This window comes from Corynebacterium gottingense (assembly GCF_002285125.1).
GTDB classification, from domain to species: Bacteria; Actinomycetota; Actinomycetes; order Mycobacteriales; family Mycobacteriaceae; genus Corynebacterium; species Corynebacterium gottingense.
In genome coordinates, this window is sequence record NZ_NSGN01000009.1 from 124,934 (window position 1) to 148,176 (window position 23,243).

Annotated in this window: 15 protein-coding genes and 1 pseudogene; 8 read left to right on the top strand and 8 right to left on the bottom strand. The window is 67.9% G+C overall.

The window, feature by feature from the left end:
- Positions 1-16: 16 nt before the first annotated feature.
- The 4 genes from CKJ82_RS09615 to cls are packed head-to-tail and all read left to right on the top strand — an operon-like array spanning position 17 to position 4,448.
- Positions 17-1,114, top strand: a complete 1,098-nt coding sequence (locus CKJ82_RS09615) for a hypothetical protein (RefSeq protein WP_095537948.1) — start codon at positions 17-19, stop codon at positions 1,112-1,114.
- On the top strand, positions 1,114-2,091 hold the full coding sequence (locus CKJ82_RS09620) for an N-acetylglutamate synthase, CG3035 family (RefSeq protein ID WP_095537949.1): 978 nt from the start codon (positions 1,114-1,116) through the stop codon (positions 2,089-2,091). Before CKJ82_RS09615 ends, CKJ82_RS09620 begins: the two co-directional genes overlap by 1 nt.
- 60 nt (positions 2,092-2,151) lie before the next feature.
- Positions 2,152-2,943 carry an exodeoxyribonuclease III gene (locus CKJ82_RS09625; RefSeq protein WP_095537950.1) on the top strand — a complete coding sequence of 264 codons (792 nt, stop codon included), beginning with the start codon at positions 2,152-2,154 and terminating at the stop codon, positions 2,941-2,943.
- Complete coding sequence (gene cls / locus CKJ82_RS09630) at positions 2,940-4,448, top strand: cardiolipin synthase (RefSeq protein WP_095537951.1); 1,509 nt, start codon at positions 2,940-2,942, stop codon at positions 4,446-4,448. Before CKJ82_RS09625 ends, cls begins: the two co-directional genes overlap by 4 nt.
- Positions 4,449-4,779: 331 nt before the next feature.
- Here cls and CKJ82_RS09635 read toward each other — a convergent pair whose 3' ends face one another.
- The 3 genes from CKJ82_RS09635 to CKJ82_RS09645 are packed head-to-tail and all read right to left on the bottom strand — an operon-like array spanning position 4,780 to position 6,893.
- Positions 4,780-5,508 carry an ABC transporter permease gene (locus tag CKJ82_RS09635; protein ID WP_095537952.1) on the bottom strand — a complete coding sequence of 243 codons (729 nt, stop codon included), beginning with the start codon at positions 5,506-5,508 and terminating at the stop codon, positions 4,780-4,782.
- Entirely contained in the window at positions 5,501-6,439 is a 939-nt protein-coding gene (locus CKJ82_RS09640; protein WP_095537953.1) for an ABC transporter ATP-binding protein, read from the bottom strand. The genes CKJ82_RS09635 and CKJ82_RS09640 overlap by 8 nt, the downstream gene beginning before the upstream one ends.
- Positions 6,432-6,893 (bottom strand): NUDIX domain-containing protein, encoded by a 462-nt coding sequence (locus CKJ82_RS09645; protein WP_095537954.1) that lies wholly within the window; start codon positions 6,891-6,893, stop codon positions 6,432-6,434. The genes CKJ82_RS09640 and CKJ82_RS09645 overlap by 8 nt, the downstream gene beginning before the upstream one ends.
- Before the next feature lie 35 nt (positions 6,894-6,928).
- Between CKJ82_RS09645 and CKJ82_RS09650 the strand changes: the two genes are divergently transcribed.
- The 4 genes from CKJ82_RS09650 (at position 6,929) to CKJ82_RS09665 (ending at position 13,022) form a co-directional block, all read left to right on the top strand.
- Complete coding sequence (locus tag CKJ82_RS09650; protein ID WP_095537955.1) at positions 6,929-8,434, top strand: GlnX family signal transduction membrane protein; 1,506 nt, start codon at positions 6,929-6,931, stop codon at positions 8,432-8,434.
- The gene (locus CKJ82_RS09655) at positions 8,431-9,429 is read left to right on the top strand and encodes a glutamate ABC transporter substrate-binding protein (RefSeq protein ID WP_095537956.1); all 999 of its coding nucleotides are present in this window, start codon (positions 8,431-8,433) and stop codon (positions 9,427-9,429) included. The genes CKJ82_RS09650 and CKJ82_RS09655 overlap by 4 nt, the downstream gene beginning before the upstream one ends.
- Positions 9,426-11,849: a serine/threonine protein kinase gene (locus tag CKJ82_RS09660; RefSeq protein WP_240510750.1), complete on the top strand. Its 2,424-nt coding sequence runs from the start codon at positions 9,426-9,428 to the stop codon at positions 11,847-11,849. The genes CKJ82_RS09655 and CKJ82_RS09660 overlap by 4 nt, the downstream gene beginning before the upstream one ends.
- 213 nt (positions 11,850-12,062) lie before the next feature.
- The gene (locus CKJ82_RS09665) at positions 12,063-13,022 is read left to right on the top strand and encodes an endonuclease domain-containing protein (RefSeq protein WP_095537957.1); all 960 of its coding nucleotides are present in this window, start codon (positions 12,063-12,065) and stop codon (positions 13,020-13,022) included.
- 16 nt (positions 13,023-13,038) lie between these two features.
- Here the strand turns inward: CKJ82_RS09665 and CKJ82_RS09670 are convergent, their stop codons facing one another.
- The 5 genes and pseudogenes from CKJ82_RS09670 to CKJ82_RS11860 all read right to left on the bottom strand — a co-directional run.
- A complete protein-coding gene (locus CKJ82_RS09670; protein ID WP_095537958.1) occupies positions 13,039-15,477 on the bottom strand; it encodes a zinc metalloprotease in 2,439 nt (812 codons plus the stop codon).
- Between the two features lie 36 nt (positions 15,478-15,513).
- Positions 15,514-18,897 carry a Rib/alpha-like domain-containing protein gene (locus CKJ82_RS09675; RefSeq protein ID WP_095537959.1) on the bottom strand — a complete coding sequence of 1,128 codons (3,384 nt, stop codon included), beginning with the start codon at positions 18,895-18,897 and terminating at the stop codon, positions 15,514-15,516.
- Between the two features lie 168 nt (positions 18,898-19,065).
- Positions 19,066-20,271, bottom strand: coding sequence for an acetate kinase (locus CKJ82_RS09680; protein WP_095275634.1), 1,206 nt, complete (start codon positions 20,269-20,271; stop codon positions 19,066-19,068).
- Positions 20,272-21,627 (bottom strand): phosphate acetyltransferase, encoded by a 1,356-nt coding sequence (gene pta, locus CKJ82_RS09685; RefSeq protein ID WP_095537960.1) that lies wholly within the window; start codon positions 21,625-21,627, stop codon positions 20,272-20,274.
- Positions 21,628-21,858: 231 nt separating this feature from the next.
- Positions 21,859-23,243 (bottom strand): annotated as a pseudogene (locus CKJ82_RS11860) (hypothetical protein); the annotation flags it as partial.

Here is a 23,243-nt window from a genome sequence, read left to right on the forward strand (position 1 = left end):
ACGAGGGAAGGAATTTATGCGTACCACCGCCGCCATCGCCGCAGGCACGATTGTGCTCGCCGCAGCGCCGTTCGCATCGGCCGAGGAGCCGCTGGAGCAGTTGCTTATCGACGTCACCGCGTCCCACAATTCCCACTCCGAAACCCTCGAGGCGCAGCAGGAGGACATCGACGCCGCCGAGGAATCGGGCGACGACGAGGCGCTGGTCGAGGCCCAGGACGCCTACCGCGCCACCCTCAAGGAGTGGCGCACCGACCTCATCGACGCCTCGGACGACCTGCGCGAGCTGCGCGAGGACGCGGAGCAGGAAGCCGAGGAGTCCGGCACGCCCCTGAGCAAGGAAGACAAAGAAGCCTTCACCGAGGCGGCGGACGCTATCAAAGAGGACCGCCAGACGGTCCGCGAGCTGCGCACCGAGGTGCTCGGCGACGACGAAGCGGTCTGCCTCCCCGGCCTCGTCGCCGGCGACACCGGCCTGGGCGGCCTGCTCGGCACGACCGCCATGGACGCGGTCGAGCGCTCCGAGCAGGGCGACAAGCGCATCGCTTTCGACTGCGCGCCGGAGTCCACCCACGCCACCACCGAGGTGAAGCGCGCGGAGGAGCCGACGACGGTGGCGGGGTCGACGGAAGCGTCGACAAGCGCGAGCAGTGAGCCGGAAGCGACCGAAACGACCGCTGCGACCGAGGAGCCCAACGTGCGGTACCGCGCGAACGTGCTCGCGGACGGCGACGAAGAGGACGACGAGACGACCTCGTCCTCCACCTCCAGCGAGTCGAGCACCACCAGCACCACCGAAACCTCATCGTCCACCAGCTCGCCGGCGGAGACGACCACGGGGACCGCATCCAGCACGACGAGCTCCTCCAGCAGCACATCCGAGAGCACCTCGGCGACCGCGATCCTGCACAACCGCACGACATCGGCGAGCTCGTCCACCAAGTCGTCGACCACCACGCGCACGACCAGCAGCACCCGCTCCTCCTCCACCACCACCGAGGAGGACGAGCGCGAGGGCGACCTCGCCGAGACCGGCACGCCGATGCTCAACCTGATCGTGCTGGCGCTGCTGCTCACGGCAGGTGGCGTGTTCCTCGTGCGCCGTCCGGCGTAATGTCGCGCATCTTCCGCTCCGACGAGGTGGCCGTCGGCGACCGCGTGGTCGTGCGCCAGCGCCGCGGCGAGATGGCCAGCGACGTCATCGGCCACGTCCTCAGCCTCAGCCCGCTGGTCATCCGCCCGCAGGAGGTCGGCGGCTTCCCGTCGTTCAAGGACGCGGTGGAGATTCGGGACCTCCACATCATCAAGAAGCTGTCGCCGCGCACCGTCCGCAACTCCGACATCCGCGCGATCGAAACCGCCACTGCGCGCGCCTTTCCGGGCCAGGAGCAGCAGCTTATCAGCGGCTGGCTCGCCCGCTCCGGTGCCGAAATCGCCGAGCGATCCAACTCCGCCGCCCCCATCGGTCACTCCGCCTCCCTGCAGCCGGTCCCGCTCGACGCGCTCCGCGAGTTCTACGCCGAGCGCGACATGCCGGTGCAGCTGCTGGTGCCGGAGCGCATCGGCAAACCGGCGCTGCGCCTCATCGAGGGCCACTCTGACCTGTGGGAGCTTGGCCAGGAAATCCTGGTCATGACGGCGCCGTGCGAGGACAACCCCGGCGAACCCGCGGGCGCCGACTTCCGCGTCGACGACACGCCCGACGCCGACTGGCTCGCCATGTACCACTTCCGGGGCGCCGCGCTGCCGGAGGACGCGGTGCTCGACCTGGCGTCGCACATCGAGGGCCGCATCGCCTTCGCCCGGCTCGAGCGGGGCGGGCGGACCGTCGCCGTCACCCGCGCGACGCTTACGGAGTCCGACGACGGGCGCACCTGGCTCGGCTACTCCGCCGTGGAGGTCGCCGAGGACTGCCGCCGCCAGGGCCTGGGCACCCAGCTCACCCGGCAGCTGCTCGCGTGGGGCGCGCAACAGGGCGCCGAGCGCGCCTACCTGCAGGCCCGCGTGAGCAACACGGCTGCGCTGGCGATGTACCACAAGCTGGGGTTCCTGGAACACCACCGGCACCGGTACGCCCGGTTGTTGGGGTGAGTCGGGTAGGGGTGACGTGGCGTCGATAAGCACTGCCCCGAAAACGCTAAGGTGGTGGGCATGCGAATTGCCACTTGGAACGTCAACTCGGTGCGGACGCGCGCCGATCGCATCGCCGCATTCCTCGAGCGGCAGGACGTGGACGTGCTGACCATGCAGGAGACGAAGACGGCGGACGCCAAGTTCCCATACTCCACGTTTCAGGCGGCGGGCTACGAGGTCGCGCACGTGGGGCACAACCAGTGGAACGGGGTGGCGATCGCCTCGCGGGTCGGGCTCGAGCACGTGCGCGACCACTTCGAGCGGCAGCCCCGCTTTGCCAAGAAGGGCGAGCCGGAGCTGGAGGCGCGGGCCGTCGGCGCGGACTGCGGCGGCGTCGAGGTGTGGAGCCTGTACGTGCCGAACGGTCGCGAGATCGGCGACCCGCACTACGACTACAAGCTGCAGTTCCTCTACTCGCTGCAGGACACGGTGCGGCCCGGCGACCTGCAGGTACTCACCGGCGACTTCAACATCGCGCCCCGCGACGAAAACGTGTGGGACATCGACTGGTTCGACGGCAAAACGCACGTCACGGAGCCGGAGCGCGCCGCGTTCCAGATGCTGGAGGAGACGGGGCTGACCCAGATCACGCACGACGACCTCTACTCCTTCTGGGACTACAAGTCCGGCCGCTTCCCGCGCAACGAGGGGATGCTCATTGACTTCCAGCTGGCCACCGAGCCGCTCGCGGCGAAGGCGACCCGCGCCTGGGTGGACGTGGACGAGCGCCGCGGCACCGGCGCCTCCGACCACGCACCCGTGATCGTGGATTACGACACCCACGGCCTGGACATCGACCAAGTGCGATGACGTTCTCGTTCGACCTCTCGGTCTGGCAGCTCGTTGCCATGACCATTGACTACGCGATCAAGTTCGTCATGATCGGCATCGTGCCGGAGAACCGGCGCCCGGCGTCCGCAAACGCGTGGCTGCTGCTCATCCTTCTGCTGCCCATCGTCGGCCTGCCCCTCTACCTGCTGATGGGATCGACCCTGGTCTCGCGCCGCCGCCACCGCATCCAGCAGCGCGCCACCGCCGCGCTCAACGACATCTACACGCGCACGCCCGACCACCCCGTCGACGCTCGCCTGGCCCCCGACGTGGAGTCGATGATCCGGCTCAACCGCGAGCTCACCGGCTTTCCCGCCGAATACAGCCGCGTCCGCCACACCTGGACCGACTACGAATTAGTCATGCGCCGCCTTGCAACGCTTATCGACGCCGCCACCTCCTACGTCGACGTCGAAATCTACGCCGTGGCGTGGGACCAGACCACCGGCCCCGTCTTCGAGGCGATGGAGCGGGCCGTGCAGCGCGGCGTCCACGTCCGCCTCCTGTTCGACCACATCGGCTCCATGAAGTACCCGCACTTCCGGGCCCTGAAGCGCCGGCTCACCGACGCCGGCATCGACTGGCACCTCATGCTGCCCCTCAACCTGCTGCGCGGCCGCTTCCGGCGCCCCGACCTGCGCAACCACCGCAAGCTCGTGGTCATCGATGGCCGCGTCGGCTTCATCGGCTCCCTCAACCTCATCGACCGCGGCTACCTCATGCCCAACCACCGCCGCGCCGGACGCCAGTGGGTGGACACCTTCATCGAGCTCGAGGGCCCCATCGTCACCTCCATGGAGTCGCTCTTCGCCGTCGACTGGTACACCGAATCCGGCGAGCTCATCGACCTCCACACCGCCGCGGCCCTCCCCAGCCCCCACGGCGAGGACGTCAACCTGGTCCAGCTGCTGCCCTCCGGCCCCGGCTACCAGACCGAGCCCAACCTGCGCAGCTTCAACTCCCTCATCCACCACGCCAGCGAGCGCCTCATCCTCTGCTCCCCCTACTTCGTCCCCGACGAATCCCTCCTAGAAGCGGTGACCACCGCCTGCTATCGAGGCATCCGCGTCGACCTCCTCGTCGGCGAAAAGGCCGACCAGTTCATGGTCAACCACGCCCAATCCTCCTACTACGAGCAGCTTCTCGACGCCGGCGTGCACATCTGGGAGTTCCCCGCCCCTTATGTCTTGCACACCAAATTCGCGCTGGCGGATCCGGGGGTTGGGTCAGGGGTTGGTTCTGGTTCTGGGGGTGGGCGGCCGGTGGCCATCGTTGGTTCCTCCAACATGGACATCCGCTCCTTCTCCCTCAACTACGAGTCCAGCCTCTTCGTCGCCGAGGGCACCCTCCTCCGCGACCTGCACCGCCTTGCCGACACCTACCTGTCCGTCTCCAGCGAACTCACCCCGGAGCGATGGAACCGCCGGCCTTGGTACCGCCGCTACGTGGACAACGTGATGAAGCTGACCTCCGCGCTGCAGTAGGCGGGGCGCTCGATGACGAGAATGCGTAAAATTTCCGGTTCGCCGCCTACCCAATTCGTCGCGACCTGGGAAAGCGCCGCTCCCATGCCCCCGGGCCCGGGAAATCTCTCACTCGACCCCCGAATCGCCACCTCAGCTGCAGCAACTCACGCCCCAGGATGACGAGAATGCGCAAAATTGCCTATAGATTGCCTATCTAAACCACCCCGACCTGGGGCAACGCCACGCCCCAACCACGCAGCGCAGAAATCTCTCACGCCCCCCGCAAGACCCCACCAAAAAGCCCCCGACCAGCCGCTACCGGCTGCCCAGGGGCACACAAACCAAACTTTTACGCGTCGCGCTTGTGCAGCAGCACCACGCCGGCCGCCCACGCGACGAGTGCCCAGACGACGAAGATGCCGAGGGAGACGAGCGGGTCGTCGTTCGGCGCCTTCTGGTTGAGCATGAACGCGTTGAGGTCCTTGAACGGCAGGAACCGGTCGACGTGCTCGCCGATTTTGGGGATGACGGGCAGGACTCGCTCCACAAGCAGCATCATGAGCAGCCCGGCGCAGACCGTGACCGCAGTGTTGCGGAGCAGCCAGCCGACGCCTTGGACGAGGACGGCGAGGAGTGCCTCGCCAAGCGGGACCGCCCACAGCGCCCGGTGCACGAACGAGTTGCTGGCCCAGCCGACCGGGTTGTTGTCCACCAGGTCCGCCACCGTGAAGCCCAGGACGAGGCTCACCAGCGACACCACGGCGACGAGCACCGCGCCAAGAATCAGCTTGGCCAGGGCGAGCTGCCAGCGCTTCGGCGCGACCCGGAAGTTGGTGGCGGCCATGCCGAACCGGTATTCCGTGGTCACCATCATTGAGGTCTGCACCAGCGTGTACATGGAGAGTACGACGGTGATGACGGCTGCCGTCGTCAATGGCTTCGGGAACGACATCGTGTTGTAGATCCAGCCGGTGAGCGCGGCGTTGAGCAGCGAGAGCACGAGCGCCACGATCACGCACGCGTAGAACGACGCGGTGGTGCGCAGCTTGGTCCATTCGGCGTTGATCAGATTAAGCACGGTTTCCCTCCGGTGCGACGTATTGGGCCTTGTCCATGGTCGAGTGCATGTACGCGTCCTCCAGCGAGGCGTGGCGCTGCGTCAGCTCCGCCAGCTGCACGCCCGCCTCGTGGGCGATGCGGCCTACCTCGTCGCTGGTCAGGTCGGGGATTTCCAGCACTTCGCGCTGCGCACTATCGACGCCACGCTCCACCCGCGCACCGGCCTGGCCGATCGCGGCGCTCAGGCCCTTCATGTCCGCGACGGTGGCGGTGCGCACGACGGTGGTGACGTTCGAGTTAGACGCGATGAACTCGTTCACCGACGTGTCCGCCACCAACCGGCCGCGGCCGATGACCACCAGGTTGTCGGCGGTTTGCGCCATTTCGGACAGGATGTGTGAGGACACGAGGATGGTGCGCCCCTCGTCGGCAAGCCGGCGCAGCAGGCTGCGGACCCAGCGGATGCCTTCGGGGTCGAGGCCGTTGACCGGCTCGTCAAGGATGAGGTATTCGGGGTCGCCCAGCAGTGCGGCCGCGATGCCCAGGCGCTGGCCCATGCCGAGCGAGAAGCCGCGGACCTTCTTGTCCGCCACGTCGGTCAGGCCGACCAGTCCGAGGACCTCGTCGACGCGCTGCTTCGACAGCCCCGCCGCCTGCGCCTGCCAGAGCAGCGCGTTGCGCGCCGAGCGGTTCGGGTGGATGCCCTTCGCGTCCAGCAAAGCGCCCACGCGGTGGGTGGGGTTGGGGAGGTGCTGGTACAACGTGTCGTCGATAAGCGCACTGCCCGCGGTGGGCGTGTCCAGGCCGAGGATCATCCGCATCGTCGTCGACTTGCCCGATCCGTTTGGGCCGAGAAAGCCGGTGACCACGCCAGGTTTGACGGTGAAGGTGAGGTCATCGACGGCCCGGACCGGACCGTAATGCTTGGTCAGTCCCTGTACTTTAATCATGCGGTTCAGTATGCCCGATAAGGTGATCCAGCGCGGCAGCGAACCCCGGGTGGAGGGGCAGCTCGCGGAGCGCGCCCAGCGGAACCCAGCGCAGCTCCTCGCTCTCCTCGTTCGCCGTGACCGGCAGCTGGGTGCCGTCGTCGGTGCGCGCGATGACGGTGGTGTACGCCCAGCCGGGGACCTCAAACGTGATCACTTCCTCGAGCGGGCGCACGCGGTCCGGGTCGATGCCGCACTCCTCCACCGTTTCGCGCAGCGCGGCCTCGCTGGCGGTTTCGTGCGAATCGCGCGCGCCGCCGGGGATGCCCCACGTGTCGCCCTGCGCGGTCCATGCGGCGCGGTGCTGCATCAGGATTGCGTCGCCTGCCTGTAGGAAGAGGCCAGCCGCCCCGAATTTGCCCCAGTACTTTTCACCGTGGGGTCCGATGACCCATCCGTTTCCGTCGCCAAGCATGCCCCCACTGTAGACAGACACGTTATTCTTGGGGAATGAGCCACAACGTGCAGCTGCCCGGCACGGCCCAGGAGGGGGCCGCGCCGACGTCTGATGACGCGTGGCTGGACGAGCTCGAGCGCGTCCCCACCCGCCGCACGTTCGGAGCGATCGTGCGCGACTACGCCACGGGCCCGGCGCGCATGGCCCGGCGCGGCGCGAGCTTCCTCGCCACCACGCCCGGCAAGCTCATCGCGATGATGCTGGTGCTCACGCTCGCCCTGCTGGCGGCGGGCGCGGCGATGAGTAGCTCCATGTCCAAGCGGCAGGACTCGCTGGACACCCTGGTCACGGCCACGGAGCCGATGAGTAACTCGGCGCACCTGCTGTTCACCTCGCTGTCGCAGGCAGACACCGTCGCCACCACCGGCTTTGTTCAGCCGGGCATGCTCACGCAGGAGGAAATGGACCTGTACCTGGGCTCGCTGGACCGCGCGGTCTCCGCCTCCAACGACGTCTTCCGCGGCTCGGTGGAGACGGAAAACGGGCAGGACGGCGCGGAGATCGAGCGCTTGGTCACCTCCATCCAGCGTCAGATCCCCATCTACTCCGCGCTCATGGAGCGCGCCCTGGTGAACCAGCGGATGGGCAACCCTGTGGGCGTCGCGTACATGTCCGAGGCTTCCGGCATCATGCGCGAGCACATGCTCAGCGACGCCGACCGCCTCTACAAACTCACACAACGCCAGGTCGCCCGCGAGATGGCCCGGCTGTCCGCGCCCCAGCTCGTGCCGTTGTCGGGGCTCCTCGCCGCCCTGTTCTTCCTGCTCCTGGCGCAGTGGTGGCTGTGGCGCACGTTCCGGCGCCGCCTCAACCGCGGCTTCCTCGTCGCTACCGCGTCCATGGTGGTGGCGATCCTGTGGGTGGTCGTGTCCAACCTGCAGCTGTGGCAGGCGGGCGTGGTCGGTTTCGCGCGGGCGGCAGAGCCGTGGGAGCAGCTGACGGCCGCGCGTATCGACGCCCAAGAGGCCCGCACCGACGAAACGTTCGCGCTGCTGCGGCGGCAGTCCGTGGCACAGTCCTCGCGCTCCTTTGACTCGACGTACCAGCGGGTGGAGGACGCGCTCGGCGCCGCAGAGAACGCGCTGGACGCGCGCGATACGCCCGCGCTGCGCAACGCGCGGGGCGTGGAAGCACAGGACGGCCAGGTCGCGGCCGAGGAGACGATCGCCTCCGCCCACGAGTCCCTCAACGAGTGGTCCTCCAACCACGACGCCCTCCTCGCCGCTATCGACGCCGGCCAGTACCAGGAGGCCGTGGTTCTCCTCACCGGCACGGAGCCGGGGGCCGAGAAGGCCGGCGACGTCGGCGCGTCGGCGTACCGCGACCTGGACGCGGATCTGCAGGACCTGATCACGCTGTCGCGCGTGTCCACCCGCGAGTACATCACCGCCTCCCTCGACGCGACCCGTCTGGTCTCGGGCGCGGTCGCGCTCCTGTCGCTGCTCGCGGTGGTGTGCATCTGGATTGGTATCCGCCGCAGGATCGGAGAATTCCTGTGAGCACTTCCCGCCGCGTCACCGCCGCCGCCACCGCCGCCGCGCTCGCCCTGTCCGCTTGCGCCCCCGCGCCCAAGCCCTCCCCGACCCCGCCGAGCGACCCGGAGCCCACGTACGAGGGCCTCCCGCTGCCGCCGGGCGCCATCCTGGACCCGCCTGGTATCGCGCCGGAGGGCGAGTTCGCCACCGCGGACTTCGACTGGCCGGGCTCGCTGCGTCCCCACGACGAGGAGGACGGCATCGGCGGCTCGCTGGAGCAGATCCGCAACCGCGACCGCCTCATCGTGGGCATTGACCAATCGCAGTACCTGCTGTCCTACCGCGATACGTCGGCGGGCGACTTGCGAGGCTTCGAGGTCGACCTCGCCCGCGAGATCGCGGCCGACATCCTCGGCGACCCGGAGAAAGTCGACTTCCGCTTCGTGGAGTCCGCCTCGCGCTCGAAGATGCTGCAGTCCGGTGCGGTGGACGTGGTGATCCGCACCATGTCCCTCACCAAGGAACGCACGCAAAAGGTTTCCTTCTCCACCCCGTACATGATCTCGTACGTGCGCCTGCTCGCCCCTCGCGACCGCGGCATCGAGAGCCTGGACGACCTCGCGGGCATGCGCGTCTGCATTGTCGACGGCACCAACCTGCTCAACCTCGCGCGCACCGTCGCCCCGGAGTCCGAGGTCCTGCGCACCCGCTCGTGGTCGGACTGCCTCATGGCCACCCAGCAGTTCCAGGCGGATGCAGTGCTTGCCGACGATGCCATCCTCGCCGGCATGGCCGCTCAGGACCCCCACGCCGAGATCGTCTCGGAGTCGCTGGCCCGGCAGCTCTACGCCGTCGGCGTGCAGAAGGGCCACGACGACCTGGTCCGGGCCGTGAACCACACTATCGAGCGCATCCGCGCCAACGGCACCTGGTCCACAATGCACCGCACCTGGCTCGGCGGCTCGCTGGCCGAGCCCACCCCGCCGCCCCTGATGTACCGCGAAGAGGAGGAGCAGTGAGCGACCCGACCCCCAAACGCGACCCCGAGGACGCCCCGCCGACCGACGCCGGCCCTGCGACCGAAGCCGTCGCCTTCGACCCATTCGCCGACGACACCGACCCCGGCACCGAGGCCGTGGCGTTCGACCCGTTCGCCGACGATGACGAGGACGAAGACGAGGCAGACTTCTCCGGGCTCGGCGAGATGGCCGGCCTGCTCAAAGACCTCGACGACCTGCGCAAAGGATCGGTGAAGGAGGAGACCTCGTCGCGCTCGCGCAAGCTGGCGCTGGACACATTCCGCGAGCTGCGCGGCACCCGGCGCGACGACCGCACCGTCGCTGACGGCATGGTGAAGCTGCCCTGGGTCGAGCCGACCGAACCGCAGAAGGCGCTCAAAGACCCGCGCACCGCGGAGGTGGAGAAGGGCATCCCCGCCCCGGCCCTGCACCCGGGCGACATCGTCGCCGGCCAGTACGAGATCATGGGCGTGATTGCCCACGGCGGCATGGGCTGGATCTACCTGGCCCAGGACCACAACGTGGCGGAGCGGGTGGTCGTGTTGAAGGGGCTGCACTCGTCGAAAAGCGCTGATGAGGCGGCGGCCGCCGAGGCCGAACGCGAGTTCCTGGCGGACATCACGCACCCGGGGATTGTGAAGATCTTCAACTTCATCGACGACCCCCGCGTGACCAGCGGTTTCATCGTGATGGAGTACGTGGGCGGACCGTCACTCCGCGCGCGCTGCAACGAGCAGCCCGACCACAAGCTGCCGCCCGACGTGGCGATCGGCTACATGCTCGAGGTGCTGCCGGCGCTGGGGTACCTGCACTCGCGCGGCGTGGTGTACAACGACCTGAAGCCGGACAACATCATCGTCACGGAGGACCAGGTCAAGCTCATCGACCTGGGCGCGGTCTCCGGCATCGGCGCCTACGGCTTCATCTACGGCACGCGCGGCTTCCAGGCGCCCGAGGTGGCCTCGGAGGGGCCGTCCATCCACTCCGACATCTACACCATCGGGCGCACGCTCGCCGCGCTGGTCGTGGAGTTGCCGCAGGTCGACGGCGTGTACAAGCGCCACATCGCCACCCCCACCGAGGAGCCGCTGTTCCGCCGCTACATCTCGCTCTACCGCGTGATCATGCGCTGCTGCGAACCCGAGCCGGCGAAACGCTACAGCTCCGTCCAAGAGCTGCAGGCGCAGTTGCTCGGCGTGCTGCGCGAGATCCTGGCAATTCGCGACGGCCGCACCTTCCCCGCCCAGCAATCCCAGTTCTCGCCGCAACGTACCACCTTCGGCACGAAGCACCTGGTTTTCCGCACCGACCAGCTCATCGACGGCATTACCCGCACCGTCGAAATCACGCCCCAGGAAGTCGTCTCCGCGCTGCCGACCCCGCTGATCAACCGCGACGACGTCGGCGCCGGCATGCTCCAGGGCTCCTCCTACACCGAGCCGCAGGAAACCCTGGAAACGCTGCGCCAGGCGATGCAGACGGACCAGTACCAGCAGTCGCTGGAAATCCCGTTCGGCGTCGTCCGCTCCATGCTGGACCTCGGCCTGACCCAGCAGGCCCAGACGTGGCTGGCCAGCATGAGCTCCCGCCTCGCCGGCAACTGGCGTTTCTACTGGTACTTCGGCGTGGTCAACACCCTGCTCGGCGACTACGCCGCAGCCCAGCGCGACTTCGCCCGCGTCCTCGCCTTCCTCCCCGGCGAGGCCGCCCCCAAGCTCGCCATCGCCGCCGTCAACGAGCTCATGCTCCAACACCTCGGCCTCCACGAGGAGCCATTGCTTAACGACGCCCTTGCGCGCGCCTCCGCCGGCCTCCGCTCCAAACTCGACGACGTGGACCAATCCTTCTTCGAGGACCTCCACGACCGCGGCCTCCTGGACCGGGAGTGGGGCCTGATCACCAACGACCCCGCCATGCTGCGCTTCCACTCCATGCGCCTCTATGCCCTGGTCTGGGTGACCAACCCGACCACGGTGTCCTCCGCCTTCGGCCTGGCCCGCCAACTCATGAACGAGGGCGAGGTCGAACTCGCCGTCGCCGCCCTGGACAAGGTGCCCAACTCGTCGCGCCACAACCGGATGGCCCAGCTCACCGCCATCCTCTGCCTCGTCTCCCGCGACCTGACCGAGTCCCGCATCCGCCGCGCCGCCCGCCGCCTGGACCAGATCCCCAACACCGAGCCGCGCTTCCTGCAGATCAAGGTGTTTGTCCTCCGCGCCGCGCTGACCTACCTCCGCGCCAACAACCTGCGCCGCGCCGACTCCACGATGCCGCTCTTCGAGTACGCATTCAGCCTCCGCGGACTCCGCCGCGGCCTGGCCATCACGCTGCGGGAACAGGCCCGCGTCGCCCCCTACGCCAGGCACCGGTTCGCCCTGGTGGACATGGCCAACAAGGTCCGGCCCGCGACCTGGTTCTAGGCGGGCCGGGTGCGGGCGCCGGGTGCCCCCTCTTCCTTGCTACTTGACGAGATCAGGGTGACGAGGGTACGAGAGTTTCGTCGCATCCTCGTCATCGTGATTTCGTCATCTAGGCCGCAGCCCGCACGTTTCCACACCACGCCAGTCGGCGGCTGCTACATTGGCAGCTAGTGGCGATCGGGGGGATCGCGCCAACAGATCGGGGGAACACCAATGGATAAACGTGCGCTCATCGGCCATCTCATCCGGCCTGGAAGTGCAGACGAGCTCGCCTGCACGAAGCTGTCCGCAACCAAGTTCATCGCCACATCGGTGTGGCAGCAGCTCAAGCCCCACGAGCAGGAGTTTCTCCGAACGTACGCGGTTGGCGCGGCGGCGCAGACGGCCGTGCTGGTGGGGCGCTCAGCCGCCGTGGTGAGCGGCATCTGGGTCCTGCCCGACCGGCACGCGCCTGTCACGTTGTCCTACCCGGAGCAGGCGGTGCCGGGGAAGGCGTCGTGGCCGAAAGGGGTGCAGTATCGGCGCCTGCGCATCCCGGAGGCGGACCGCTACGCCTTCACCTTGGAGCGCGACACCGTCCAGGTCACCACGGCCGCGCGGACGGTGGTGGACATCGCGCGGTTCCACGGGGTTCGGCACGGGGTGGTGGCGATGGATTCCCTCTTCTACCAGGTGGAACGCAAGGACCACCACCGGGTGTTGGCGGAGTTGGAGGAGGTGGTGGACAGGCTCGTCGGTAAGCAAGGCATCGCCCACGCGCGCAAGGCCCTGGCCTGGTGCTCGAGGAAGTCGCAGTCGCCGTACGAGTCGCTGCTGCGGGTCGTGCTGCGCGAGCGCGGGATCGAGGTGGCGGAGCAAATGTGGATTGGGCAGTTCGTGCGGCCGGACCTGCTGTGGGGACAGCTGATCATCGAGGTCGACGGCGACGCAAAGTTCGCGGCGAACGGCCAGGTCGCGGCGCTCGAGCAGCTCGAGCGCGAGAACTGGCTCCGGCTGCAGCACTACGACGTCGTGCGCGTGACTCCGCGCGAGCTGCTGCGCGATGAGGCAGGCGTCGTGCAGCAGATCCTGGAGCTCAAGGAGCATTCGTCGCTTCTCGACGCCCCACTCACCCCCGCCACCTCGTCCCGGCCCCAAGCGGGCGTGGACTGGCGGCGGCGCAAGGCGGGGTAGGCGCTACAGCCGACCGCTACAGCAGCCCGGCCTGCGCCGCGACGCCCGCGCCAATCCCCAGCGCCGCGAGCAGCGCAAGGACCACGGCGATCGCGATGCCGGTCGAGCTCGAACCGCCCGCAGGCGAAGCAGTAGCCGCCGGAGCCGGCTCAACAGGCGACGCCGGCGACGCCGGCGCCAGGTCGGTGACGCCCGGCGCGCGGGTCGGGGTGGGCAGGGCGGAGTTGGGGCGCGTCGGCACGGGCGTCGCGGTCGACGCGCCCGAGCCCGAGCCCGAACCGGGCCCGAGGAGCGCGGCTTGCGCGTCGGCGAGCAGTGGGGACCGGGTGCGCTGGAGTTCGTCGATAAGCGACTGCATTTGCGCCTTCGTGTAGGTGAGCACGGAAAAGTCCTGGGTCTCGTCGGCGACGAGGCGGCCGTCCTCGCTGTAGACGCGGAACTGGATGGGCATGGTGGCGTCGCGGTAGCCGGCGGTCTGGGCGATGGGGACGGTGACGGTGCGCTTGGAGTCGCTCGACAGGGCGGAGGCGACCTGCACGGTGTCGGACCACTCGCCGCCCGGGTAGGAAGCCTGGACGCGGAAGCGGTGCGGCGCGCTGCCCAGGTTGGACAGCTCGACGCGCACGGTGGAGTCGCTGCGGTTGGCCACGATGACGTTGGGCGCGTCCGGGTCGTTGAGCACGCGGAAGCCGGCCTTGCCGTTGTTGTGCTCGGCGGCGTGCTTCTCCAGGTCGCGTACGGTCACGTCGGCGCGGTGCGACGTCTCTTCCCCGCCCGCCGTGCTCGTGCCGGCGGTGCCCTGCGTGGTGCCGATGCGCCCGTTGACCAGCTCGATGTGGTCCCAGTCCGGCGCAATGTCGTAGTCGCCGTCGTAGCAGGTCACGGAACCGTCGGTGCAGGCGCGCGGCAGCGGCACGGCGGCGTCGGGGCGCGCCTCGGTGTCCGAGTAGTCGAAGTAGGCGAACTGGTAGAGGTAGTTCATCACGGACCTGTAGTTGGGCACGTAGTCCGAATCCGGGTGCGCCACGTTGTACGCGCCCGAGTGCGTGAGCCCCAGGTTATGGCCGTATTCGTGCAGGATGCTGTTGCGCAGCTGCTCCTGCGACGTCATCAGCTCGTTTTTGGACACGAAGAACGCGCCGTCGCGCACCAGCCCGGTCCCGGAGGAGAGGTCGCCGGGCGCCTGCTGCCCGCCGATCACGCCGACTCGGAACACGCCCGCGCGGTCCCCCAGCAGCCGGTCGCGTTCGGCCAGGAGTTTCGCCGCGTAGGGCATGCTTGTCGACGCCCCTCCGAAGTAGTACTCCGCGTAGTCCTCAGTGGGGCCACCGTGAAAGTCGGTGTAGGCGGGGATGTTGGTGTAGTAGGCGCCGGCGTCGATAAGCAAATGAATGCCCTGGCGGTCAAACACCTCGACGAGCTGGTTCAGGGTGGCTCGCGAAGGCCGGTAGGTGTTCGTGTTCGCGCGCGAGCAGGCGGTGAAGGCGGCGAAGTCGGCCGGGGTGGGCGCGTAGCTGCGGCGGGTGGCGCAGCCGAGCGTCTCCCACTCGGACTTCATCCAGTTGAGCTGGAGGAGCAGGTCGGGCCGGTTGGGGTCCAGGCCCCACGCGTTGAGGGGGAACTCCGTGCCGTCGGCGGTTGTGAAGCCCTGCGCCTCGAAGGCGTCGGGGAAGCCGTCGCCGTCCGTGTCGTTGAGGCGGTCGTCCGCGGTGCCGGTGAGCGTGGCGCTGGCGTGCAGCGACTCGCCGGGGGCGACGGTGCCGGCGAAGCGGCCGGCCTGGTAGCGGGCGTCCGTGCCCGGTCCGTCCGAGCCCGGTTCGTCCGAGCCGGCGAGGGCCGCGAGCGCGGCATCACGGTCGGCGCCGGTGCCGATGCGCTGCGCCCCCGCCAGGTCCAGGCGCAGCTGGTAGGCCTCGCCGATGTGCAGGTCCAGCGCGTCGCCCTCGCGGTCGGCGGTGACGGCGAAGTCGCTGTCCAGGGTGCCGTGGGCCAAGTCCACGCTCAGCTCGCGCGGATCCTGCGCCAGGTTACGCAGCTGCACGTCCACCTCCACCGAGTCCGCCGAGACGCGGAAGGTGCGCGCCATCTCCACCTGGGCGCGGTCGTCGCGGTGGGTAAGCGTGACGGTCTCGGCAGCGTCACCCGTGCCACCGGTACCTTCGGTGACCTCGGTGTCGTCGCCGGCGTACGAGACCTGGGTGCCGGCGGCGGTGGCGTCGATAGACAGCGCGTCCTGCAGCACGTGCACCGTTTGGTTGGGGTGGTTGAAGGTAAGCCAGGACACGCGGCCCTTGTTCACGTCCACGGTGTGGAACCCGCTCGGCGCGCCCGTGGTGAGCTGGACGGCAAACCGGCTCTGCGTGATGTCCGCGGCGGCCGGGCCGGGGGCGCCGGCGCATGCGAGCGCGATGGCGGTCAGCGCAGCGACGGTGGCGCGGGCGGGCCTGAGGCGCATCGGTTCCCCTTTCTGTGCGGAAGGCGGAGCGGCGGTCTACCGGGGCGGGAAGGCCAGGAAGGTGCGGAAGAACTCGCGGTTCTCGTACAGGCCGAACCCGACAGCACCCGTGCTGGCGAGGATACCCAGCGCGAGCGCGACGAGCTTCCCAACCGCGGAAGCACCCTCGCCCTCGCCCTGCGCCTGCGCCGTCACGTCCGCCGGAAGCACCGTGACGGTGGCGTAAGCCGTGGCCTGCGTGGAGTCGGCGAAGGTCACGCGCACCGGGACGCGGCGCGGGCCCGGGGTCGCGTCGGTGGTGGCGGTGGCGGTGAGGGCGCCTGACGTGGCGTCGATACGCGTGGAGAGCCCCTCGACCTTCTCAACCAGGGAGAACTGTGCTGCTTTGAACGCGGGGTTGACCGTCACGGAGTCGCCGGGGCGGACCTCCGCGGCGCCGTACTCGGTGGGCTGCGCGCCCGCCATCGCATCGACAGCGGTCGCGCGGACCGCCACGAGACGCTGCGAGCCATCCGGGAACGTCACCACGACCGGGACCTCGGCGCCGTCGCCCGCGTTCGCGCCCTCCGGGGCGGCGACGGTGAGCGCGCCAGTGGTGGGGTCGACGCTGCTGGGCCACGGCGAGCCCGAGTACTCGGCGGCGAGCGCGAAGGTGGTGCCCGCCGGCGCGCCTGTGACCTGGGCGGTCGCGGCATCAGCGCCGACCGGGACCGCGACGGACGGCCACCGCACGTCGGCGTGGCGCGCCTGCGAGTCCGTGGTCACGGTCGCGCTCAGCTGGGTTGCGGATCCGTCCGGGAACGCCGCGCGCACGCCCAAGGTGTACGAGGTGTCCGCGGGGGCGTCATCAGGCAGTTTCGCGGTGATCACGCCTGTCGACGGCTCCACGTCAAGCTGCACCGGCGTCGCGCCCGCGGCGGCGAAAGCCACGCCCTCGGGCAGGGTGCCGCGCGGGGCGATGGTGATGGTGCCGTCGGCGGCCGCGTAGGCGTCGTCGTAACGCAGCTCCGTGGCCTGCGCCATCGAGGCGGTGCGCCGCGCCGCGACGTGCACGGGCACGGTCTCCTCCGACCCGTCCGCGTACGACACGTGCACGTTTACGTCCAGGTCAGCCGGTGTCTCGGGAGCGGTGGCCTCGACGCGGCCGGTCCGCGCGTCCACGCGAACGTCCCACCCGTGCAGGTTCGCGGCGGGGTCCAGGCTGAACTCCGTTTCCGCCGGCAGGTCCCGCGCGGTCTGCGCCACGGTGGCGGTCTCCCCCGCGCCTGCCTCACGTTCCACCTGGTAGGCAGGGGTGTACAGCTCCGCGTCTCGCGCCTTGAGCACCTCGAAGCGCGCCACGGTCCCCTCGCTCGACCCGTCGGGGTACACCAATTTCACGGGCACCAGCTTCGCCTTTCCCACCTGCGCGTCCAGCGGCGGAGCGTACGTAATTGCACCATGCCTATCGACGCTCACCCCATCCCCCTCAACCTCAAACCTCGTCCCCTCCGGCAACGGCTGGTTATCAAATTCGGAGGAGCGGACCGTGAAGGTGGCTCGCGGCGGCAGCGACTGCACACTGCCACCGGCGCGGGCGTAGGCAACGGCGTAGGTGGGCGTGTAGCGCTCGGCGTCGTTCGCCGCCTCCACAACCCGGACGTGGATGGTGTCCGTCTCCCCGTTGCTCGTGCGCACCCGCACCGGGTACTCGCCGGGCGCAACGTCGCGCGACGGGCTCGCGTACACCTGGCCGCCCCGGAAGACGGTCACCCAGTCCGGCGCGCCTGCCTCCGCGGTGACCACGGCGGAGCGCTCGCTGCGCACCGGGTCGACCGCGTTTTCCGCGCCGGCCGCGACGGTGAACTCGTCCCACTCGAACTGGTCGATCTCCTCCGGGCCCGCGGGGTCGACGGGTGCGGTTGGTTTTTCCGCCTGTGCGGAAGTTTTGGCGGTCGGTTCCGCAGATTCCAGCGCAGAAGTTTCCGCCTGTGCGGAAGTTTTGGCATTCGTCACCCCAGCAGTCATCGCGCTAGGCTCCGCAGATTCTTCCGCCTGTGCGGAATTCTTGGCGGTCGGCTCCGCGGACTCCAGCGCAGAAGTTTCCGCCTGTGCGGAATTCTTGGTAGTCGGTTCCGCAGACTCCGGCGCAGAAGTTTCCGCCTGTGCGGAACTTTCCGCACTCGTCACCCCAGTAGTCGTCGCGCTGGGTTCCGCAGATTCTTCCGCCTGTGCGGAATTTTTGGCGCTCGGCTCCGCAGACTCCGGCGCAGAAGTTTCCGCCTGTGCGGAACTTTCCGCAGTCGTCACCCCAGTAGTCGTCGCGCTGGGTTCCGCAGATTCTTCCGCCTGTGCGGAATTTTTGGCGCTCGGCTCCGCAGACTCCGACGCAGAAGTTGCAGAAGTTTCCGCCTGTGCGGAACTTTCCGCACTCGTCTCCCCCTCCACGACCAGGTCGAAGGTGTCGACGAGCCGCTCGCCTTCTTCAGTGATCAGGTCGACGGTCACGCTCGAGGTGCCCGGCTCCTCCGGGGTGCCCTCGATGACGCTGTCCTCGCCGTTGAACTCCACGCCGTCAGGCAGGCCTGTGACTTCGACGGATGCGGCGTTGTCGGTGGAGACGGGGATGCGGATGGGATCGCCCGCGGCAACCGGTTCGGCCGGTGCATCGGCCAACTCAGCTTCAATCGGCTCCAGGTCGGCCGGGTCGCGGAAGGTGATGGTGAATTCGGTTTCCAGTGGGCCGGCGGCGTTCTCCACCGGCTCGCCGTCGCGGTCGACCACGCGCAGGGTCACCGGGTACTCGCCCGTGCCCTCCGGGCGGCCGTTGACGTAGAAGTACTGGCTGCGCTTGAGGCCGGGGGCCTGGAGGGTGGTCCACAGCCCGTCGGGAAGCCCGTCGAGCTCCAGCTTGGAGCCGAGCGGCACGTTCACCGCTCGCAGGTAGAGGGGCAGGATGAGGCGGCCGGACCAGTAGGTTTTGTCGCCGGGGGCGATGAGGTAGGGCTCGTCGGCCAATTCCACGTGTGCGGAAAATTCGCCGGAGGTGCCGTCCGCAAACGTCACCTGGACGGGGACGTCGAACTCGTCGGTCGCGCCCTCGGTGAATGGGGTGGGTGGTTGGGCGGTGATCGCGCCGGCGTCGCCAAGCTCAATGTTCCAGCCCTCGGGGACCTCGAACTCCTCGCTGAGTGCCCAGGATGTGGGCTCGGCCGCGCGGCCGAACAGGCCGAGTGCGCGCACGGAGGCGGGTGCGGTGGCGGACTCGCCGAATGCGGGACGCAGTGTGTCCCAGTGCACGGTCGTGCGGGGCGCGGCGTGGGCGGCGGGGAGTGTGTGCTGCGCGGCGATGGGTTGGACGCCCGAGAGCGCGAGTGTGAGTCCGAATGCGCACGCGGCGAGCGAGGCGCCCCGACGACGTGACGAGCTGTGCGTGCCCATGGCCGCTCCTCCTGTGTTTGCCCGCGCACTGCGGGCACCGACCGCTTTCCTGGAAAACGTTATGGATGTTCCAGGAAAAGCCTAAGTGCCCTTTACTTTACCGGCAGGGTTTTGCGATGCAAGAAGCCGCGACCCAACACGGGGCCGCGGCTTCAGTGGAGGGGCGATTTACGCCATCTGCTTCGCAATCGCGGATGCCTTCTGCGCGATCGCCAGCTCCTCGTTGGTGGGGACCACCAGGACCTTCACCTTGGAGTCGTCGGTAGAGATGATGCGCGGGCCGTCGTTAGGCTGCGCGTTGCGCTCCGGGTCGACCTTGATGCCGTACATCTCCATGTTGTCCAGGGCGTCCATGCGGACGTGCTGGTCGTTCTCGCCCACGCCGGCGGTGAACGTGATCGCGTCGACGCGGCCGAGGGCGATCATGTAGGAGCCGATGTAGCGGCGCAGCTGGTGGATGTACACGTTGTACGCCAGCCAGGCGTCGCCGTTCTCCTCGTCGATCATCGTGCGCAGCTCGCGGAAGTCATTCACGCCGGACAGGCCCTTCACACCGGACTGCCGGTTGAGCAGGTTATCAATCTCGTCGATGCTCATGTTGCCCTGGCGGACCAGGTGGAAGATGATGCCCGGGTCGATGTCGCCGGAGCGAGTGCCCATGACCAGGCCGGCCAGCGGGGTAAGTCCCATCGACGTGTCGATCGCGTGGCCATTTTCCACTGCGGAGCAGGACGCGCCGTTGCCCAGGTGCAGGACGATCTGGCGGGTGTGCAGCGGGTCGCGCTCGATCAGGGCGGGAACCTGCTCGGAGACGAACTCGTGCGAGGTGCCGTGGAAGCCGTAGCGGCGGATCTGGTTCTTCTCCGCAATCTCCGCGTTGATGGCGTAGAGCGCGGCGGCCGGCGGCAGGTTGCGGAAGAAGCCGGTATCAAACACGGCCACGTGCGGGATGTCCGGCAGCAGCTCGCGGGCGACCTCGATGCCGTCGATATTCGCGGGGTTGTGCAGCGGGGCGAGCGGGATGAGGTCCCGGATCATCTCCACGACCTGGTCCACGATCAGCTCCGGCTGGGAGAAGACCATGCCGCCGTGGACCACACGGTGGCCGACGGCCCGGATGTCAATCTGGGTCGGGCCGATGCCCTTCTTCTCCAGCAGGCCGAAGCTCTCTTCCAGACCCACCTTGTGGTTGGGGATGGCGCGCTGCACCACGTACTTCTGGCCGTTGTGCTTGATGGTGATGCGGCCCTGCGGCTCGCCGATCTGCTCGACCAGGCCGGACACGAACGGGTCGTCCGAGGCGCTGGATTCCGGGTCCACGACCTGGAACTTGATGGAGGACGAGCCAGAGTTAATAACCAGTGCGTATGCCATTTACTTTGCTCCTGCCTGGATAGCGGTGATTGCGACGGTGTTGACGATGTCCGGCACGGTCGCGCCTCGGGACAGGTCGTTGACCGGCTTGTTCAGGCCCTGCAGCACGGGGCCGACGGCCAGGGCGCCGCCGGTGCGCTGCGCGATCTTGTAGCCCGCGTTGCCTGCCTCCAGGTCGGGGAAGATAAACACGTTGGCCTGGCCCGCCACCGGGGAGTCCGGAGCCTTCTTCTTGCCCACGCCTGGGTCGCACGCTGCATCGAACTGCAGCGGCCCGTCCACGACCAGGTCCGCGTCCGCTGCCTTGGCAGCCTCGAGCGCGGCGACGGCGCGGTCCACGTCCGGGCCCGAGCCAGAGGTGCCGGTGGAGTAGGACAGCAGGGCGACCTTCGGGTCGATACCAAACTGCGAAGCAGTCTTGGCGGAGACCGCAGCGATCTCGCCGATCTGCTCCGCGGTCGGGTTCGGGTTCACCGCGCAATCGCCGAATGCCCAGAGGCGGCCACGCATGACCATCAGGAAGATGGAGGAGACCACGGATGCACCCGGGGCGGTCTTGATGATCTGGAAGGAGGGCTTAATGGTGTGCGCCGTGGTGTGCGCGGCACCGGAAACCATGCCGTCCGCCATGCCCTTGTGCACCATCATGGTGGCGAAGTAGGAGATGTCCTCCATCGTCTCCCGAGCCTGCTCGAGCGTGATGCCCTTCTTCTTGCGCAGCTCCGCAAAATCAGCCGCGAACTCCTCGCGCAGCTCGGACTCGAGGTGGTTGATCACCTGCGCCTTGGACAGGTCCAGCCCCTGCTCGTTCGCGCGGCGCTCAATGTCCGCCGGGTCACCCAGGATGGTCAGCTTCGCCACATCCTTGGCCAGCAGCTGGTGCGCGGCCTGCAGGATGCGGTCATCGTCGCCCTCGGGCAGCACGATGTGTGCCTGCTTCTCCTTCGCGCGACCAATCAGCCAAGACTCAAACACCTCGGCGCTCATCACGGGCTCAGCCGCCGCGTCCACCTTCAGGGAGTCCGCGTCAAGGGCCCCTTGCTTCACGACGCCCGCGAGCACCGCCCCCTTCTCGCCCAGCACACCCTCAACGTGCCCGGTCTTCTCCGGAGTCGGGGTCACCAGCACGACCGGCACACCGTACGCTGCGGCGACCTCCGCGTCGAAGGTGTAGTCGCCGCTACCCAGGATGAGCGCGTCGCCGTCCGCGAGCAGCTCCTGCGCGTACGCCTCGGCGAGGGTCTCGCCCTCGACGCGCGCGGGGCGCACATTCAACTGAGCCGCGAGCGCGTCAACGTCGACGTCTTCCAGCGTGCAGTTGGCTGCGGTAAGAAGCAGGGAGTGGCCTTGAGCCATGGGTTCCGCCTTTCGTGTCCAGGCGTTTCACGGCCTGGTTCGAGATGCCAGTAAACGCGATCCATTGTACCGGTAAAGGTAAGACTAGTTGGCCCCGAGCTACCCGCGTTTGAGTGTGGTTGCGAGCACTCCCCCTCCCTTGCAGACGCAAAAGCACCGGCGCAACACCCCTACTCGTGGGGGCGTTGCGCCGGTGCGGTGCTTACGCGGTGTTAACCGCGTTCGGAATGGCTACTTAGAGGAACCATCCAGCTTGACGGAGCTACCACCAAGACCACCAGGAGCACAGTTGTCGTAAATGATCGTGCCGGCAATGATGCCAGCAGCAATCACAGCGATACCAGCACCGACAGTGGCCAGGTCGAAGCCTGCCTTACGCAGCTGCTCATTCATCTGAGACAGTGCCTGCGCAGTCTGCGGGTTGAACATACCCAGGTTCTGCTGGATCTGCGCATTCGCACGCTCGATCTCCTTCGAGGTGTTCTCGACGAACTCGGAGACACCCGGGATGGACATCTGCGTTGCCAGACCAACCGGAATCAGCGCCAGCAGCGGCAGACCAAAGCCCACAGCAGAAGCCGCACACTTACCCTTATCAATCGCCGGCGCCTGCGGGGCCGGCGTCGTGGTAGTCGGGTCGGTTACGCCACCCTTCGCCTCAACCGTCGTAGTGACGGTATCGATGACCTTGCCATCCTTATCCTTGATGGTCACCGTGATCTTCTCACCCGGCTTCGCATCATCATTGGCAGTAATGACCAGGTTGCCCTTGCCATCAATCTCAGCCTTGCCCGGCCCCTTGACCTCAACGGTGGTACCATCCGGCACCTCGCCACCCGTGTTCGGAACAGTCACGGAACCACCCGGAGTGATCTCCTTCGCGTCAGCCGTAATCTCCCAGTCCGGAAGCTCAATCTCCGGCGTCACAGTCGGCGGAGTCGGCTCATCAGAAGGATCGGCCGGACCCTCCGGATTCTCAGCCGGCTTGGACTTATCATCGTTCGGATCAGTCGGCTCACCGTTGTTCTTGTCACCGGTGACCTCGTCACCATCATTGGTGCCATCACCATCAGTGTCAGCCTTCGTCGGGTCAGTCGGAGCACCCGGCTTGCCGTCCTCGACCTTCTTACCGTCCTTATCGAACGGGTTCTTAGAACCGTTTACCTCATCACCATCATCGATGCCGTCTTCATCGGTGTCGGCCTTGTTCGGATCGGTACCGAGCTTGTCCTCCTCATCGTCGGTCAGACCGTCGTTATCGGAGTCCTTCGGCTCCTCAACCGGACCGGCCGGCTTGGACTTATCATCGTTCGGATCAGTCGGCTCACCGTTGTTCTTGTCACCGGTGACCTCGTCACCATCATTGGTGCCATCACCATCAGTGTCAGCCTTCGTCGGGTCAGTCGGAGCACCCGGCTTGCCGTCCTCGACCTTCTTACCGTCCTTATCGAACGGGTTCTTAGAACCGTTTACCTCATCACCATCATCGATGCCGTCTTCATCGGTGTCGGCCTTGTTCGGATCGGTACCGAGCTTGTCCTCCTCATCGTCGGTCAGACCGTCGTTATCGGAGTCCTTCGGCTCCTCAACCGGACCGGCCGGCTTGGACTTATCAT